At 31.2% G+C, this 17,195-nt stretch carries 17 protein-coding genes; 3 read left to right on the top strand and 14 right to left on the bottom strand.

Annotation, left to right across the window (positions count from 1 at the left end; translation table 11 throughout):
- Positions 1-19 precede the first annotated feature (19 nt).
- The 11 genes from rseP to dprA form a co-directional block, all read right to left on the bottom strand.
- Complete coding sequence (gene rseP, locus WY13_RS20070) at positions 20-1,030, bottom strand: RIP metalloprotease RseP (RefSeq protein WP_063557318.1); 1,011 nt, start codon at positions 1,028-1,030, stop codon at positions 20-22.
- Positions 1,031-1,048: 18 nt separating this feature from the next.
- The gene (locus WY13_RS20065) at positions 1,049-2,206 is read right to left on the bottom strand and encodes a 1-deoxy-D-xylulose-5-phosphate reductoisomerase (protein WP_063557317.1); all 1,158 of its coding nucleotides are present in this window, start codon (positions 2,204-2,206) and stop codon (positions 1,049-1,051) included.
- Between the two features lie 646 nt (positions 2,207-2,852).
- Positions 2,853-3,650 (bottom strand): phosphatidate cytidylyltransferase, encoded by a 798-nt coding sequence (locus WY13_RS20060; protein ID WP_063557316.1) that lies wholly within the window; start codon positions 3,648-3,650, stop codon positions 2,853-2,855.
- 73 nt (positions 3,651-3,723) lie between these two features.
- Complete coding sequence (locus tag WY13_RS20055) at positions 3,724-4,491, bottom strand: isoprenyl transferase (RefSeq protein ID WP_063557315.1); 768 nt, start codon at positions 4,489-4,491, stop codon at positions 3,724-3,726.
- A gap of 159 nt (positions 4,492-4,650) precedes the next feature.
- Positions 4,651-5,208 (bottom strand): ribosome recycling factor, encoded by a 558-nt coding sequence (frr, locus tag WY13_RS20050; RefSeq protein WP_063557314.1) that lies wholly within the window; start codon positions 5,206-5,208, stop codon positions 4,651-4,653.
- A 20-nt stretch (positions 5,209-5,228) separates the two neighbouring features.
- Positions 5,229-5,942: a UMP kinase gene (gene pyrH, locus WY13_RS20045; protein WP_063557313.1), complete on the bottom strand. Its 714-nt coding sequence runs from the start codon at positions 5,940-5,942 to the stop codon at positions 5,229-5,231.
- A gap of 96 nt (positions 5,943-6,038) precedes the next feature.
- A complete protein-coding gene (gene tsf, locus WY13_RS20040; protein ID WP_063557312.1) occupies positions 6,039-6,959 on the bottom strand; it encodes a translation elongation factor Ts in 921 nt (306 codons plus the stop codon).
- A gap of 250 nt (positions 6,960-7,209) precedes the next feature.
- Positions 7,210-7,917, bottom strand: coding sequence for a 30S ribosomal protein S2 (rpsB, locus tag WY13_RS20035; RefSeq protein WP_023163123.1), 708 nt, complete (start codon positions 7,915-7,917; stop codon positions 7,210-7,212).
- Between the two features lie 150 nt (positions 7,918-8,067).
- A complete protein-coding gene (gene codY, locus WY13_RS20030) occupies positions 8,068-8,844 on the bottom strand; it encodes a GTP-sensing pleiotropic transcriptional regulator CodY (RefSeq protein WP_063557311.1) in 777 nt (258 codons plus the stop codon).
- 316 nt (positions 8,845-9,160) lie between these two features.
- Positions 9,161-11,269 carry a type I DNA topoisomerase gene (topA, locus tag WY13_RS20025; protein WP_063557310.1) on the bottom strand — a complete coding sequence of 703 codons (2,109 nt, stop codon included), beginning with the start codon at positions 11,267-11,269 and terminating at the stop codon, positions 9,161-9,163.
- Positions 11,270-11,381: 112 nt separating this feature from the next.
- Positions 11,382-12,482 (bottom strand): DNA-processing protein DprA, encoded by a 1,101-nt coding sequence (dprA, locus tag WY13_RS20020; RefSeq protein ID WP_063557309.1) that lies wholly within the window; start codon positions 12,480-12,482, stop codon positions 11,382-11,384.
- A 170-nt stretch (positions 12,483-12,652) separates the two neighbouring features.
- Here dprA and WY13_RS20015 point away from each other — a divergent pair, with 170 nt between their 5' ends.
- The 3 genes from WY13_RS20015 to WY13_RS20005 all read left to right on the top strand — a co-directional run bounded on the left by WY13_RS20015 (position 12,653) and on the right by WY13_RS20005 (position 14,879).
- Positions 12,653-14,170, top strand: coding sequence for a YifB family Mg chelatase-like AAA ATPase (locus WY13_RS20015; RefSeq protein WP_063557308.1), 1,518 nt, complete (start codon positions 12,653-12,655; stop codon positions 14,168-14,170).
- Positions 14,171-14,273: 103 nt separating this feature from the next.
- Positions 14,274-14,474 carry a hypothetical protein gene (locus WY13_RS20010; RefSeq protein WP_023163122.1) on the top strand — a complete coding sequence of 67 codons (201 nt, stop codon included), beginning with the start codon at positions 14,274-14,276 and terminating at the stop codon, positions 14,472-14,474.
- A gap of 36 nt (positions 14,475-14,510) precedes the next feature.
- Positions 14,511-14,879, top strand: a complete 369-nt coding sequence (locus tag WY13_RS20005; RefSeq protein ID WP_063557307.1) for a YraN family protein — start codon at positions 14,511-14,513, stop codon at positions 14,877-14,879.
- 6 nt (positions 14,880-14,885) lie between these two features.
- Here the strand turns inward: WY13_RS20005 and WY13_RS20000 are convergent, their stop codons facing one another.
- The 3 genes from WY13_RS20000 to lepB are packed head-to-tail and all read right to left on the bottom strand — an operon-like array spanning position 14,886 to position 17,168.
- A complete protein-coding gene (locus WY13_RS20000) occupies positions 14,886-15,743 on the bottom strand; it encodes a ribonuclease HII (RefSeq protein ID WP_063557306.1) in 858 nt (285 codons plus the stop codon).
- A 30-nt stretch (positions 15,744-15,773) separates the two neighbouring features.
- Positions 15,774-16,628 carry a ribosome biogenesis GTPase YlqF gene (ylqF, locus tag WY13_RS19995; protein ID WP_063557305.1) on the bottom strand — a complete coding sequence of 285 codons (855 nt, stop codon included), beginning with the start codon at positions 16,626-16,628 and terminating at the stop codon, positions 15,774-15,776.
- A 15-nt stretch (positions 16,629-16,643) separates the two neighbouring features.
- Positions 16,644-17,168, bottom strand: a complete 525-nt coding sequence (gene lepB, locus WY13_RS19990; RefSeq protein ID WP_063557304.1) for a signal peptidase I — start codon at positions 17,166-17,168, stop codon at positions 16,644-16,646.
- Positions 17,169-17,195 lie beyond the last annotated feature (27 nt).

Raw genomic sequence — 17,195 nt, 5'->3', positions numbered from 1 at the left:
ATTCACAATTAAGTATTACTTAAAATTTTATAGGATAGAATATATCCTTTACTGTAACTAGTACCATAAGTGCCATAAGTATTGCAAACCCAACATAATTTATCATTCCAACCTTGTTTTCATCTACCCTTTTACCTGTTATTATTTCAAACAAAAATAAAAATATATATCCCCCATCTAGAGCTGGAAAAGGTATTATGTTAAATATAGCAAGCTGTATACTTATATAAGCTGAAAATGCCATCAAACTCAATATACCTGCTTTTGCTGCTGCACCTGATATCTTTATTATAGTAACAGGTCCACCTACATCATTCATAGATGCTTTTCCTCTAAATAGTGTTTTAAAAAAGCTAAATGTCTGTTTGATTAAAGATTTAGTTTCTATAAACCCATAGGATACTGACTGCCCTAAAGTAGGTTTAGTTACTTGAGTTGCTTCAATTCCTACAATATATCTATTCTCTTTTTTATCTTTTACAGGAGTTACTCTAACTTGATTTGTACTTCCGCTACGTTCATAGGTTATATTAATTGGATTTCCACTTGTAGTATAAACTTCTGTTACAAAATCCTCCCAGGTAGATATCTTTGAATTATTCACCTTGGTTATTTTATCCCCCAATTTAATGCCTGCTAAAGCTGCAGGCTGATTTGGAGTTACTTTATTTACTACAGGAGATAGATACCCCCTTGCAGAAGCTATTATTGCAAATAGTATAACTCCAAGTACAAAATTCATTATAGGTCCAGCTATTACTACACTAAGTTTTCTAAGAGGGCTTTTATTATTGAAAGCCCTGGGGTCATCACTTTCTCCCTCATCACCCAGCATTTTCACATATCCACCAATTGGAAGAAGCCTTATATGATATTCCGTTTCCTTGCCCTTTATTCCAAAGAGTTTAGGCCCCATTCCTATAGAAAATTCTTCAACCTTTACTCCATTTAATTTTGCCATAGTAAAATGTCCCAGTTCATGAATTATGATCAATACGCCAAAGGCTATTATCGCTGCTATTATATACAAATGGTATTCCTCCCAATCTTATTTGATAAATTTATCTTTTACATATTTCTTAACTTTTATTTCTACATCAAGTAAATCTTCCAAAGTGTATTTATTTTGTGAAGTAAATTTATTCATACATTCTTCTAATATGTTACCTATATCCAAAAAATTTATTTTATTAGCAAGGAATAAACTTACTGCTTCCTCATTGGCACAATTCAATATAGCTGGCATTGTGCCTCCTATCTTCCCCGCTTCATAAGCTAATTTAAGTGGTTTGAATGTATCTGTATCAGGCTTTTCAAAGCTTAAATTTCCTACGCTATAGAAGTCCAATTTATCTATTACAGCTTTTTTTCTTTTCGGGTAATTCAGTGCATATTGTATAGGCAACCTCATATCTGCAGTGGCAAGCTGTGCCATAACGCTTCCATCCCTATATTCCACCATAGAATGTACTATACTTTGTGGATGAACTACAACTTTTATGTTTTCATAAGGTAAGTTAAATAGGAAGTGAGCTTCTATAACCTCAAGTCCCTTATTCATAAGAGTAGCAGAATCTATCGTGAGCTTTTTTCCCATACTCCAATTTGGATGATTCAGCGCCTCTTTTACAGTTACTTTTGAGAGTTGATCTTTTGTTTTTCCCCTAAAAGGTCCACCTGAAGCAGTTAAAATCAAATTAGCAACTTCGTCAAAATTATTTCCCTGAAGGCATTGAAAAACAGCACTATGTTCTGAATCTACAGGAAATATTTTTACATTATTTTCTTTGGATAATTTTGTAACCAGTTCTCCGCCTACAACTAATGTCTCCTTATTAGCTAAAGCTATGTCTTTCTTCGCTTTAATTGCTTTTATAGTTGGTACAAGTCCTATCATTCCAACTACAGATGTTACCACCATGTCAACTTCAGGAAGACTAGCTATAGTATTTAATCCATCTACTCCAAATAATATTTTTGTATTTGATTTTTTATTACTAAAAATATCTTTTAGCTTTAAATAAGATTCTTTTTCGGTTAGTACCGCATATTTGGGGTTAAATTCATCTATTATATGTAAAAGTTTATCTATACTACTATTGGCAGATACGCCTATAAGCTGAAAATATCCTTTTTGTTTTCTAATTACATCAAGAGTTTGGGTTCCTATAGAACCTGTGGCTCCAATTATTGAAATTTTTTTCATTCATAACAACTCCTTATTTCCCTCTAGTCCTTATAACACATTAAATAAGATTTTTAACATGATTAACTATACCATATTTATGCTATAAAATAAACAGAGTTCTTGGCATCAGATGGAGTTTTGGCTCCACCTGGATGCTTATTAACAGGATTCTTAGTGCTTTTAGCGCTTAGAAGACGTTATCCTTTAGGGGAAATCGTTATCCAGAGACATAGCTGCTCTTTACTTCCACTTGGAAAAGTGGGAGTATTAGAGCAGGTAGTCATCGGATAAATACGCACATGATCTATATTAAATTCACAGCTAATACTTAAAATAAAATAATAGAGAAATATATCCTTTTTATAGAATATACTTCTCTATTATTAACTCAACTTTTGCACATATAAAATTTTTTAATTAATAGTTAAGAATGAAGAATTAATAGTTAATGTAGATTTTCATCACTCGTTTCGCTAAAGCGAAACATTGCTGATTTATATAAATTTAAGAATTTTTTGCGATAGCTAAAAATCATCCTTCACTATTAACTTTTAATTATTAATTCTTAACTTGTTAAGATTTGGGTTCTAATTTATGTAACTCCTTCTCCCTTCGGTCGAATGAGTAAGTGACTCACACCAAATCGGAGATTTGGGTTCACTACTTAAATTACAGCTACAAAGGTTAGATAGTAATAAACTATAACTCCTGAAAAAAGTATGCTGTCAAATCTATCTAAGATCCCACCATGACCTGGTATAAGATTACTATAATCCTTTACCCCCGCATATCTCTTTATAGAAGAAGCTGCTAGATCTCCGAACTGACAAAATGCTCCACAAATTATTCCCATTACTATATAATGATAAAATGATATGGGAACACCTCTTTGAATTAAAAAAAGTCCAAAGACTCCACAAGCCACTGCACTGCCAATTATTCCACCTATAGAACCTTCCACCGTCTTTTTAGGACTCACCTTAGGGCATAGTTTTCTCTTACCTAAAAATTTCCCCGTATAATAAGCTGCTGTATCACAGCACCAGGAAGATATAACTATAATCCACACTAAATAGTTACCATAACTACTGCTATTTACTAAAACTATAGTGCTAAAAAATACTGCTACATACAGAAAACCAAACAAAGTAGTTGCTACATCTAAAAAATTATATTCCACATCTAAAACTGGAATACAAAGCGTCATAAAAATTGACACTATAATAGCAAAAAATACAAATTTATAATTTGCCTCTACTCTTAAGGTTACATAGTATGATATACAAAGCAGATATCCTACTATATTTATAGGATTTATATTTTTTTGTTTTATTACTTTATAAAATTCATACATTCCCATAAGTGAAATGATCATAATCCCATATTTTAAATAAATTCCACCTAAGAATAATATTAAAATAAATGGTATAAGTGCAAATGCTCCTAAATATCTATTATTCAAAGCTCCACCTCCATAGAATAAAGTATCCCTGGGGATTTTAAGTAAAATTCTAACTTACATCCCCAATATACAGTTATTTTAATCCTCCAAATCTTCTATCTCTATTTTGATAATCAGAAATAGCCTTATAAAGATGTTCTTTTTTAAAATCAGGCCACTTTACGTTGGAAGTCCAAAATTCAGAGTATGCACACTGCCACAATAGAAAATTGCTTAAACGCTGTTCTCCACTTGGCCTTATTATAATATCAGGATCTGGCATACCTCTAGTATACAAATACTTTGATATAGTGTCCTCATCTATATCTTCTTCTTTTATCTTTTTAGATTTTATATCTTCATACATAAGTTTAAAGGCCCTTACAATTTCATTTCTTCCACCATAATTTACTGCCAAATTTAGAACAAGTCCGGTATTAGTTTTAGTTTTCTTATGAGATATGATTAATTGCTCTTGACAAGGCACAGGCAGCTTACTTATATCTCCAATATAGTTTATAATAACATTATTTTCATTTAACTCATTTAATTCTTTTTTTAAATATTGAACTAAAAGCTTCATAAGAGTACTTACTTCATCCTTAGGCCTTTTCCAATTTTCTGTAGAAAAAACATATAGTGTTAAATACTTTACATTTAACTTGCTGCACTCTTTTACGATCTCTCTTACAGCTTCTACTCCTGCTTTATGTCCCATAGCTCTAGGCAAGTTTCTTTCTTTAGCCCATCTACCATTTCCATCCATTATAATAGCTATATGCTTTGGAATATTGTTTAAATCAATATGTACTTCTTTATTGTCCTGGTCTTCGTTTTTATTCAAATTAAAAAATTTTACCATAGTACACCTCATTTCAATACAAAGTTTTAATTTTAATAAACAGAGTGCATAGGAGTATTAAAGCGCATAGCCCTTGGATAAAACCATATTTAACAAAAACCTGCGGATTTGCGCAGGTTTTAAAAATCCAAATATATTTTTATACAATAACTGCTTGCTTTATAGTGACATAATTTCGTTTTCTTTCTTTTTAATTATTTCATCTATCCTTTTTATAAAGTCATCAGTTTTTTTCTGAACATCTGCCTCAGCCTTTTTTATTTCATCTTCAGAAATATCATTTTCTTTTTTAAGAGCTTTAATATTATCATTACATTCTCTTCTTATTGCTCTTACGGCAACCTTTGAATCTTCTCCTGCTTTCTTTACATTCTTTACTATATCTTTTCTAGTTTCTTCTGTAAGTTCAGGTATAACCAATCTGATAACTTCTCCGTCATTAGATGGATTTATACCTAGGTCAGATTTCAATATTGCCTTTTCTATTGCCTTTAAGGCCGTTTTATCCCAAGGTTGTATACAAAGTACTCTTGGTTCTGGAATAGATATGTTTCCCAATTGATTTATAGGAGTCATTGAGCCATAGTATTCTGCCTCTATTCTATCAAGCAGTGCTGCACTAGCCCTCCCTGCTTTCATAGAAGCTAATTCACTTTTTAAAGCATCTATGGTCTTACCCATTTTTCCATCTGCTTTATTTAAAGTATCCTTGATCATAAGAAAATACCTCCTCATTTTTATTCTTTACAAACAAGTGTACCAATTCTTTCTCCAAGAACAATCTTTTTTATATTTTCTGGATTATCTAATCCAAATACTAATATAGGTATATCATTATCCATGCAAAGTGATGTAGCTGTAGAATCCATAACTTGAAGTCCTTTATCCAACACTTCAATATAAGTTAACCTGTCAAATTTTTGAGCGTCTTTATATTTATGAGGATCTTTGTCATATACACCGTCTACTTTTTTAGCCAAAAGTATAACATCTGCCTCTATTTCCGCTGCCCTAAGAGCTGCAGTTGTATCTGTTGAAAAATACGGATTTCCAGTGCCTGCAGCAAATATAACCACTCTATTTTTTTCTAAATGTCTCATTGCCCTTCTTCTTATAAATGGTTCTGCTACTTCTCTCATCTCGATAGCTGTCTGAACTCTAGTATTTACACCTAAGTTTTCCAATGAATCCTGAAGTGCCAGAGCATTTATACATGTAGCAAGCATTCCCATATAATCTGCAGTGGTTCTATCCATACCCTCTCCGCTTCTTCCTCTCCAGATATTGCCGCCACCTACAACAACTCCTACTGATATTCCCATAGATGTGAGTTCTTTTATTTCAATTGCTATACTTTTTGCTACATCAAAATCCAGCCCATATCCTTTTTCTCCTGCCAAAGCTTCCCCTGAAAGTTTAAGCATTACTCTTTTGTATTTAAGATTACCCATCTATATTATACCTCCAAATTATGATAAAATGAAATATAAAACTTAAAAAGTTCATGCCCCAAAAAAAGAGAACACGGCGTGTTCTCTTTTCAGTTACTATTTACCTTCCATCTGCTTACGAACCTCTTCGGCAAAGTTTTCTTCTTTCTTCTCTATTCCCTCACCCTTTTCAAATCTAACAAAATCAGAAATCTCTATTTCAGCTCCAACTTCCTTTGATTTATCTTTAAGGTATTTATCCATAGTAAAGTCTGAATCCTTAACCCATACTTGATTTACTAAGCAGTTTTCTTTGTAATATTTTTGAACTTTTCCCATAACTATCTTATCAACGATTTTTTCTGGTTTTCCTTCATTTAAAGCTTGAACTCTATATATTTCCTTTTCCTTTTCTAAAGCATCAGTATCAACTGTATTCTTATCTAAGAATAGTGGATTAGCAGCAGCTACCTGCATAGCTACATCTTTTGCAACTTCCTTTAGGACAGGACTCTCATTTTCACATTCAAGTTTAACCAAAACTCCTATTCTTCCGCCACCGTGAATATAGCTTTCGATTAAACCCTTTGAAACAGAAAATTTCTTAAATCTTCTAAGTGTCATATTTTCACCTAATTTTGCAATTAAGTCTACTAATGCATCTTTTACAGTCTTAGTATCATCTGCTATATATTTTTCTTTTTCTAATTCTTCTACAGTAGTCGCACTTGTTAAAGCTGCCTGTTTTGCTATATTATCTGCAAAACCTACAAAATCTTCATTTACAGATACAAAATCTGTTTCGCAGTTTACTTCTACTATTGAAGCAATTTTTCCATCCTCTGAAATATATGTTTTAACTAGTCCTTCAGAAGCTACTCTGCCAGACTTTTTAGCTGCAGCTGATAGACCCTTTTCTCTTAATATTTCAATGGCTTTTTCAGTATCACCATTTGCTTCATTTAAAGCTTTTTTGCAGTTCATCATTCCTGCTCCGGTTCTTTCTCTAAGTTCTTTTACCATCTGTGCAGTTATCATAATTATATTCCGTCATCTAAAAGCTATAGATTATTCAAAAATACAACAAAACCTTATAGCTTACTTCTCTGCTCACAGTGTCTGAAGCTTTGTCTTCTCTTGGTCTGACACTCCCAGAGCGTAAATTCGGATGCATTACACCCTACTTATATGGCAATCATAATTTTTAAGCAATTGCCAATCAACGGTTTTTCAGCTCCTCTCCTACTTGTATTCGACCTATATATAAACATTCTCTAATTTTCATATATTATTCTTCTTCAGCTAATTGTTCTCCCTGTCTTCCTTCCATTACTGCATCTGCAACTTTAGATGTAATTAATTTTACAGCTCTTATTGCATCATCATTTCCAGGTATAACATAATCTATTTCATCAGGATCACAATTTGTATCAACTATAGCTACTACTGGAATGCCTAAAATTTTAGCTTCAGATATAGCATTTTTTTCTTTTCTTGGATCAACAATGAAAAGTGCTCCTACATTTTCAGCATTCATCGTCTTTATTCCACCTAAATTTTTCTCTAACTTTTCTTTTTCATTATTTAACTTTATAACTTCTTTTTTAGGAAGAACTTCAAATGTTCCATCCTCTTCCATTTTCTCTAACTCTTCTAATTTAGCTATTCTTGTCTTTATAGTTGCAAAGTTTGTAAGCATACCTCCAAGCCATCTGTTGTTTACATAATGCATATTGCTTCTTTTTGCTTCTTCTTTAATAGCTTCCTGAGCTTGCTTTTTAGTTCCAATAAATAATATATCTTTTCCTTCTGCTGCAACTTCCCTTATAAAATTATAAGCTTCTTCTACTTTTTTTACTGTTTTCTGCAAATCTATTATATAGATTCCATTTCTCTCTGTAAAAATATAAGGAGCCATTTTAGGGTTCCATCTTCTTGTTTGATGTCCAAAATGAACACCTGCTTCTAATAATTGTTTCATTGAAATAACTGACATTAATTTTTCCCTCCTAGGTTTTTCCTCCATCATCTTCATATTCACAAAATACCTTTTGGCACCTTTTTGTGAATTAGATAATGTGTGTATTAATTACCTTATGTAGTATACCACAAGGCTTAAATGTATTCAACAAAAAATTAGTATTTTTTATTTTATCTTCTTTAACTCATCCATTAATTTTTCATTTAATATCTTAATATGAGTTCCCTTCATTCCAAGTGACCTAGATTCTATAACTCCTGCACTTTCAAATTTTCTAAGTGCATTTACAATAACGGACCTAGTTATTCCCACCTTATCAGCTATTTTCGATGCTACAAGTAATCCTTCATTTCCATCCAACTCACTGAATATATGTTCCACTGCTTCCAATTCCGAGTACGACAAAGTTCCAATAGCTAATTGAACTACTGCTTTCTTTCTGGCTTCTTCTTCTATTTCTTCATTTTTAGATCTTAATATCTCAAGTCCAATTATAGTTGCACTATATTCTCCTAATACTAAATCATCATCTGTAAATTTTTCTCCAAAACTTGCTAATAATAGGGTTCCTAATCTTTCTCTATTACCTACTATAGGAACTATAGTTGTAAGCTTATTATCTATATCACAGGAAGTTCCATCTTCAAAAACGCAAATTCCATTATTACTTAAATTGGCCAAAGTCTCGTGTACATTTAAAAGCTTATTGTTATACTGTTCAGGAAATTTCATTTCATTTATTACTTTCTCCTTAACTATATAACATTCAAAACCATCTGGAAAATTATATCCTAATATTTTTCCTCTTCTACTTATAATATAAACGTTACATTCCAAAACTTCACTTAACAATTTACATATATCTTCAAAAGCTACTGGTTCTGTTCCTGATTTCTGTAATATCTTATTCAATTTTCTTGTTTTGTCTAATAGTGTTGACATTTATAACCCTCCTTGTTACCACTACATTATCTCTTACACATAAACATTGCATATACATTCCTGCCTATCAATAAAAAAGATATATCTTTTGCAAATATCCGTATAAAAAATTTTCTTTAATTACATTATTAATAATTTAGACTTTTTGAAATATTTAGAATTATTCTTTATCTACTAATCATGATAACATAATAATGATTTTAATTCAATATAATCATTTTAATTCGACTAAATTTTACCTTTATCTACGCTCGAAGATTATACTTTTAACTAGCTTTTATTTTAAATGTTTATTAAAATGTAAAATACATAACTTTTACTTAGCTGTTTTTTCATCTCCATCCTCCACAGCTTTATATTCTCTATGCTTACATTCTGAATTGGAACATTCCAAATAGTTTCCTTTGGATTTATTGTATTTTTTTACCATATAGTTTCCACATTCTTTACACTTTTCGTTTGTAGGTTCAAACCAACTTACAAAATCGCAGTCAGGGTAATTACTGCACCCATAAAATTTTCTGCCTTTTCTACTTCTTTTTACCAAAACTTTTCCCTGGCATTTAGGACATTTTACATCCAACTCTTCCACTATTGGTTTTGTATTCTTACATTCCGGATATCCTGGGCATGCCAGAAAATCTCCAAATCTTCCATGCTTTATAACCATATTTCTACCACATTTATCGCACTTTATATCTGTAACCTTATCTTCTATAGTAATTCTAGCAACTTCCTTTTCTGCTATCTCAATGGATTTTTTTAAAGGTTCATAAAATTCACCTACTACTTTTCTCCAATCATCCTTTCCATCTTCAACACTATCCAACTTGGACTCCATTGCAGCAGTAAATTCCACATCTACTACCTGCTTAAAATACTGACTTACTATATTATTAACTATATCTCCTAATTCAGTTGGAATTAAGGTTTTCTTTTCCCTCTGTATATATTTTCTATCCAAAAGAGTTGATAAAATTGGAGCATAAGTGCTAGGCCTGCCTATTCCATTTTCTTCTAAGGTTTTTACAAGAGATGCCTCAGAAAATCTAGCTGGAGGTTGTGTAAAATGCTGTTTTCCATCTATAGACTTTTTTAATAATTTCTCTCCTTCTTTAAGCTTAGGAAGGGATATGTCGGATTTCTCTTCTTCTGTGGCATATTTGTAGACTTTCATAAATCCGTCAAATTTTATTCGCGATCCACTGACTTTTAATCCATAATTGTTATTCACTATATCTATGGATTTAACATCGATCTGGCAAGATGACATTTGACTTGCTACAAATCTATTCCATATTAAATTATAAAGTTTATACTGTTCTGGTTTTAAATTTTTCTTTGCCATTTCAGGTGTTATTTCTACATTAGTAGGTCTTATAGCTTCATGTGCATCCTGTATATTTTTTTTACTTTTAAAGTTCCTAGGCTTTTCTTCAATATACTCCTTTCCAAATTTATTTGCTACAAAATCTCTACAAGCTTCCTGAGCTTCTTGTGCTATTCTAACTGAATCAGTTCTCATATATGTGATAAGACCTATAGTTCCATACCCTTTTATGTCCACTCCTTCATATATCTGTTGGGCTATGGACATAGTTCGTTTAGTAGAAAAATTTAATTTTTTATAGGCATCTTGCTGTAATGTACTTGTAGTAAATGGAGGAAGAGGAGTCCTATTTTTATTAGTATTTTTTATTGATTTTACAATAAATTGTCCTTGTTTTAACTCTTCTATAATTTTATCCACTTCATCTTTACTACCAATTTCAATTTTTTTCTTATTAAATGTAGTAAGCTTTACATTAAAACATTTACTCTCATTTTCTTTATGAAGTTCACATTCTATAGTCCAGTATTCCTGTGGCACAAAATCTACTATTTTCTTTTCTCTCTCACATATCATTTTGAGAGCTACTGATTGTACTCTTCCTGCACTTAGACCCCATTTAATTTTTCTCCAAAGTATAGGACTTATCTTGTATCCAACTAACCTGTCAAGTACTCTCCTAGCCTGCTGTGCATTAACTAAATTTATATTTATTAATCTAGCAGATTTTATTGAACTTTTTACAGCATTTTTTGTAATTTCGTGAAATTCTATTCTACATTTTTCATTTTCATCTAATTTTAACGCATGAGATAGATGCCAAGAAATAGCTTCCCCTTCTCTATCAGGGTCAGTAGCCAAATAGACTTTTTCACTTTTTTTTGCTTCTTTTCTCAGCTTATCTAAAAGCTCACCCTTTCCTCTTATAGTTATATATTTAGGAGTATATTCATTATCTATATCAACTCCTAGTTGACTTTTGGGAAGATCCCTAACATGACCCATTGAAGCCTTGACTACATAATTTTTACCTAAATATTTCCCTATGGTTTTAGCCTTTGCTGGTGATTCAACTATAACTAATTTTTGTCCCATTTATATATACTCTGGCATATTTAAGCTCACTCCAGAGTGTACACCCCCCTTAGATTTTAGCCATCATATTTAAACCCTTGACTAAATATTATTTTTAATTAAATTATATGTACTATCTTGTAATACTCTCGCTACCTTCAGCTTTTACATAATAATTACCTGCAAGACACATTATCTCACCTTTTAACTGCAATTCAAATAATAACTCATATAATCGTTTTATGTCAACATTAGTTGTTCTACTTATTTCATCTATATGCATGGGAATATGTCCTATTACACTACATATTTTTTCTTCTTTGCAACTTAATTTATGTTTTTTTTCACAGGTTTTATTAATATACTCTACAGGTAATATATCAAATAAGTCCTCTAAACATGTAAATACATAAGCTCCATCTTTTATAAGTTTATTCGTTCCCCTACTCTTAGAAGAAAATATAGATCCTGGTACTGCCATAACATCTTTGCCCTGTTCCAAAGCACAGCTTGCTGTTATTAGTGCTCCGCTTTTATCACCTGCTTCAATTACAATTACCACATCACTCAATCCACTTATAATTCTATTTCTGAGTGGAAAATTATAAGGATAAGGTTTTGTCTTAGGAACAAACTCTGATAGCACACATCCTCCCTTCAGAATACTTTCATATAATTTTCTATTTTGTCTGGGATATATAACATCTACCCCCGATCCAAGCACAGCACAAGTATATCCATTTTTTTCAACAGCTGCACTCTGTGCATAACTATCAACTCCTCTTGCCATACCACTTATTACACTTATATTATTCACAGCAACTTCTCTACTTATTAATGTAGCTAAATTTTTACCATACAAGCTACAATCTCTAGCACCTACAATAGACACACTAAAATTATCGTTGAGTTTTTTTATATTTCCTTTATAAAATAAAACTGCTGGAGAATCCTCATAATTTTTTAATCTCGCAGGATATACTGTATCACAAAAATTTATAGCATTGATTCCATTTGTACTGCAGTATTGCAGCATATTCTCCAACTCATAGCTATTCCAAGCCTTTTTAAATTCATCGTATATTTTAGGATAACTTTTACGTAAAAATGTAAAACCATCATTGTAAATACTGTGAATATATACTTCTCTTGTACTTTTAAATTTTTTTAAGATAGAAATTTTCAACTTATTTGATATTTTAACACAAGCAAACCACAAATCATATATGTTCATATATTATTCACATCCCATATCTATAATTATGTAAAAATTATGCTCATAATCCATACATTTTATTCAAATCAAAATTAGTATTAGCTTCATAATTTGATTTATTCCCACCTATATTTAAAAGTTTAAAATACAAATTTATTGTCAAGAATTAAGTAGAGGTGATAATAATTATGGCAGTTAAACTAAATACAGCTTCATTTTTAGGTGTAGAAGGAAATATAGTATCCGTAGAAGTAGATATAGAAAGAGGGCTTCCCTGCTTTAATATAGTAGGTCTTGCGGATACTTCTGTAAAAGAATCTAAAGAGAGAGTTAAAGCTTCTATCATAAATTCAGGTTTTGAATTTCCTGTAAAAAAAATAATAGTAAACTTAGCTCCTGCTGATATGCGAAAAGTTGGATCTTTATTTGACTTACCTATAGCCCTTGGTATATTAATGGCCACAAATCAAATAAACTTTGTCGATTGCAGAAACTTTTTAATCATGGGTGAATTGTCTTTATCTGGAGAACTCAACAAGGTAAGAGGTGTTCTTCCTATAACAATAGAAGGTATGAAAAACAATATTAAGAATTTTATAGTTCCTATAGGAAATGCAGAAGAATGCTCTGCCATAAATAAAATTAATTGTTATGCATTCAATAATTTAAGGGAAGTTGTGTATTTCATAAAATATAGAGATTTGGTACCATTTAGTCATAAAACAATAAATGTTGAAAGTAAAAATGCATTAGATTTTTCAGATATATTAGGACAAGAAAGCTGTAAAAGGGCTTTAGAAGTTGCTGCTGCTGGAAATCATAATATACTTATGATAGGTCCTCCCGGGTCTGGTAAGACTATGATGGCAAAGAGGATTCCAACTATTCTACCAAATTTGAGTTATGAGGATGCCCTAGAAGTAACTAAAATATACAGTGTAACTGGAAGTTTAAACAAAAATGAAGGTCTAATAACAAGGCCTCCCTTTAGAAATCCACACCATACAAGTACAACCGCTTCTCTAATAGGAGGTGGAAAAAATTTGATGCCTGGTGAAATATCCCTAGCCCATAATGGAGTACTTTTTTTAGATGAAATTTTAGAATTTAGGAAAAATGTCCTTGAAACTTTAAGACAGCCTTTAGAGGAAAAAAAGATAACTATAAATAGAGCATATGGTAGGGTAACCTTTCCCTGTAATTTTATGACTGTATTAGCCACTAATCCATGCCCCTGTGGAAATTTTGCCTCTAAAAAAGAGTGTAATTGTACTGAGCTTCAAAGGAAAAGATATATATCAAAACTATCTGGACCTATACTTGATAGGATAGATTTATTCACTTTCGTAAATTCTCTAGACTTCAAAGATATTGAAAATTACTCCAGAGGTGAACCTTCTAAAAATATAAAAAGCCGAGTAGAAAAGGCAAGAAAAATTCAAAAACAAAGATTTAAAAATGAAGGAATACACTACAATTCAGAAATGAGCAGCAAATTAATAAGAAAATACTGCAATCTAGATGAAAGGTGTCTGTTACTTATAAAATCAATTTATGTTAAGTACAACTTAACAACCAGAGCTTATAGCAGAATATTAAAAGTAGCCAGAACTATAGCTGATTTAAACAATAGCAAAAAAATACAAGAATCCCACCTAGTAGAAGCTTTGCACTATAGAAAATTTTTAGATGAGAAGTTTTTGTAATTTCCATAAAATTCCTATGAAAGCTTTATTTTAAGTTTTAAAAATTGTATAATAGAATTAAGTTATTTTTTTACATAAAATCAATTTAATAGGAGTGATGTGTATGTACTTTTTACTTGTTATACTTGGTATGTTTTTCAGTTTCATATTATTTTTTACTGGAATACAAAACAAAAATTCTGATATCATAAGTATTGGAAGTGTACTTTCTATATTCTTTTTATTGATTTTCATAAATATATATATACCTGATGTTGTACATAGTTTAAAAACAGGCTTAATAAGTATATCTAGTTTATGGTAATCGTATTCATAATTTGAAAAATAAAAGGAGATTTTTATGCATTCTTTTAATAAAGATATAGGTTCTCTAGGTGAGGATATAGCTGAAATTTACCTCAAACAAATTGGATATACTCTGCTAGAAAGAAATTTTCATTGTAAACTTGGGGAAATAGATATAATAGGAAAAGACGGCAATTATATTTGCTTTATAGAAGTGAAAACACGCTGTAATACTCTATATGGCAGTCCTGGTGAAGCCGTAAATTACACCAAACGTATGAGAATATGTAATACTGCTAAAATGTATATAGCTAAAAAAAAGCTATTTAGATTCAATTTTAGGTTTGATGTAATAGAAGTTATGGTTAACCCTCATGACGGCATTTCATCTATAAAGCTAATTAAAGATGCCTTTGAAATATGAGCTTATCTACAATATGTTTTTTAAAAAACTTATTCTATGTATTTTACAAACGCCATATTTTTTTATAGATTCTATATGATCTTTAGTTCCATATCCAGAATTTTGTTCAAACTTATAATTTGTATACAGATGAGAGTATTCTTCCATGAGGCTATCTCTGTATACCTTGGCAATAATTGAAGCTGCAGCTATACTAGCACTCTTTGCATCACCTTTTATTACAAACTCATTATTAGTGGACAAGTTTTTTACCGCATATCCATCAGATAATGCCATAGTTACAGGTAATTTGAGACCTTCTACTGCTCTTTTTAACACTTCATTATTACACCAAGATATTCCCCTCTTATCTATTTCAATATTGTTTATAACTGCAATATTATAAGCAAGAGCCCTTTCTTTTATAACCTTTGCAAGCTCACATCTACGTTTTGGCGTAAGCTTTTTAGAATCCTTTATGCCTAAAATCAATTCTCTATCTTCATTATAATTCAAATTGAGTACCACTGCCCCAGCAGCTATTGGACCTGCCAGAGGTCCTCTTCCAACTTCATCTACACCAGCTGTATATATATGATTTCCAAAAGATTTATCGAATTCATACATTTTTCTTACTCTGGAAATCTCTAAATTTTTATTTAAAATAAATTTGTAAAAGCTTGAAGACAACGATCTCACATTTTTTCTTTTGTCTAACTTTAAATTTCCTATAACTTTTTTGATTTCATCCTCATTTAGGTCAAAATAGCCTTCTTCCAAATTTTTTATTGCATGCTTTATTTTATCGAATTTAAATTTTTCTAGTTCATTCCATGAAAAATTTTCTTTATTTATGTTTAAATCTACACTTTCGCTATCTTCCATTATTTAAAATACACCTTTCAGAAGTTTAATTCAATTAAAATCTAATGGATCTTCAAGAGAAATAGGTCCTAGCTTTCCTCCTCTAAATTCATCCAAAATTATAACAGAAACTCTATTGTAATCTATCTTTCCTCCAGATACTATAGCTCCTCTCTTTCTTGCTATATTATCCATATTTACTAAAGGATCTTCACTTAATTCAGATAACTTATATCTGTCCATTAGCCTTTTAGGATATCTTTCACATAAGTCCTTCAAAAGGCTTAATGCAAGCTCTTCAATATCCATGATTTCATCTTTTATAGCTCCCGTAAAGGCTAAATGGAGCTGGGTTTCCTGACTTTCCAGCTTAGGCCACAATATTCCAGGTGTGTCCATCAGTTCTATTCCAAGCTTAGTTTTAATCCACTGCTTGCTCCTTGTGACTCCCGGCTTATCTCCTGTTTTTGCTATACTATTTTTAGCCATTTTGTTTATAAATGAAGACTTACCTACATTAGGTATACCTACTACCATTACCCTATCAGTTATACTTGAAATACCCTTATTTTTCATTCTATCATGCTTTTCTTTTAAGAGCTCATTTAATAATGGTTTTATACCTTTAATACCCTGTCCTGTATTTGAATTTACAGCAAGAGCCTTGATGTTTTTATTTGATAAATATTTAATCCATTTTTTGGTTACACTATCCTCACTTAAATCATTCTTATTTAGAAGTATTATTCTAGGTTTTGATCCACAAATATCATCTACTTCTGGATTTTTGCTGGATCTTATTATCCTAGCATCTCTTATCTCTATAACTGCATCTACCAACTTAAGATTTTGTTTCATCTCTCTTTTTGTCTTGGCCATATGCCCTGGAAACCAATTTATATCCATATAATTTCTTCCTTTCTACTTATGGGCTGACTTCAACGTTCCAAATCTGTTAAATGGATATATCCTAAAAGCAGCTCTTCCCACTACTAGTTTATAGCTTACAAAACCTACATCAGAAAATCTACTATCCCTGCTGTTATTTCTATTATCTCCAAGTACGAATACCGTATTATTAGGTACAGTAACTTCATTAAAGTCTCCTGTAACCATAGGTTCTAATATATAAGGCTCATCTTTAGCCACATCATTTACATAAAGTTTTCCATTTTCAATCTTAACTTTGTCTCCACCTACTGCAACTACTCTTTTAATAAACTTTTCTTTAGGATCTGCCGGGTACTTTATTACAACTATATCACCTGGTTTTGGAGCTCTAAAATAATAGCTAACTTTTTCTACAATTAATCTATCCTTATTATTTAAAGTTGGATCCATAGAATGCCCATCTACACTTACAGTTTCAAATACAAAAGTTATAATTAAAAATGCTGCTATTATAGCTACTAGTATGGATTTACCTAGATCTAGCAATTCCTTCATAAAAACTTCACACCACCTTAAATACAA

This window comes from Clostridium ljungdahlii (assembly GCF_001636845.1).
GTDB lineage: Bacteria > Bacillota > Clostridia > Clostridiales > Clostridiaceae > Clostridium_B > Clostridium_B ljungdahlii_A.
The sequence above is the reverse complement of the archived record's forward strand: the minus strand, read 5'-3'. Positions and strand labels throughout refer to the sequence as shown.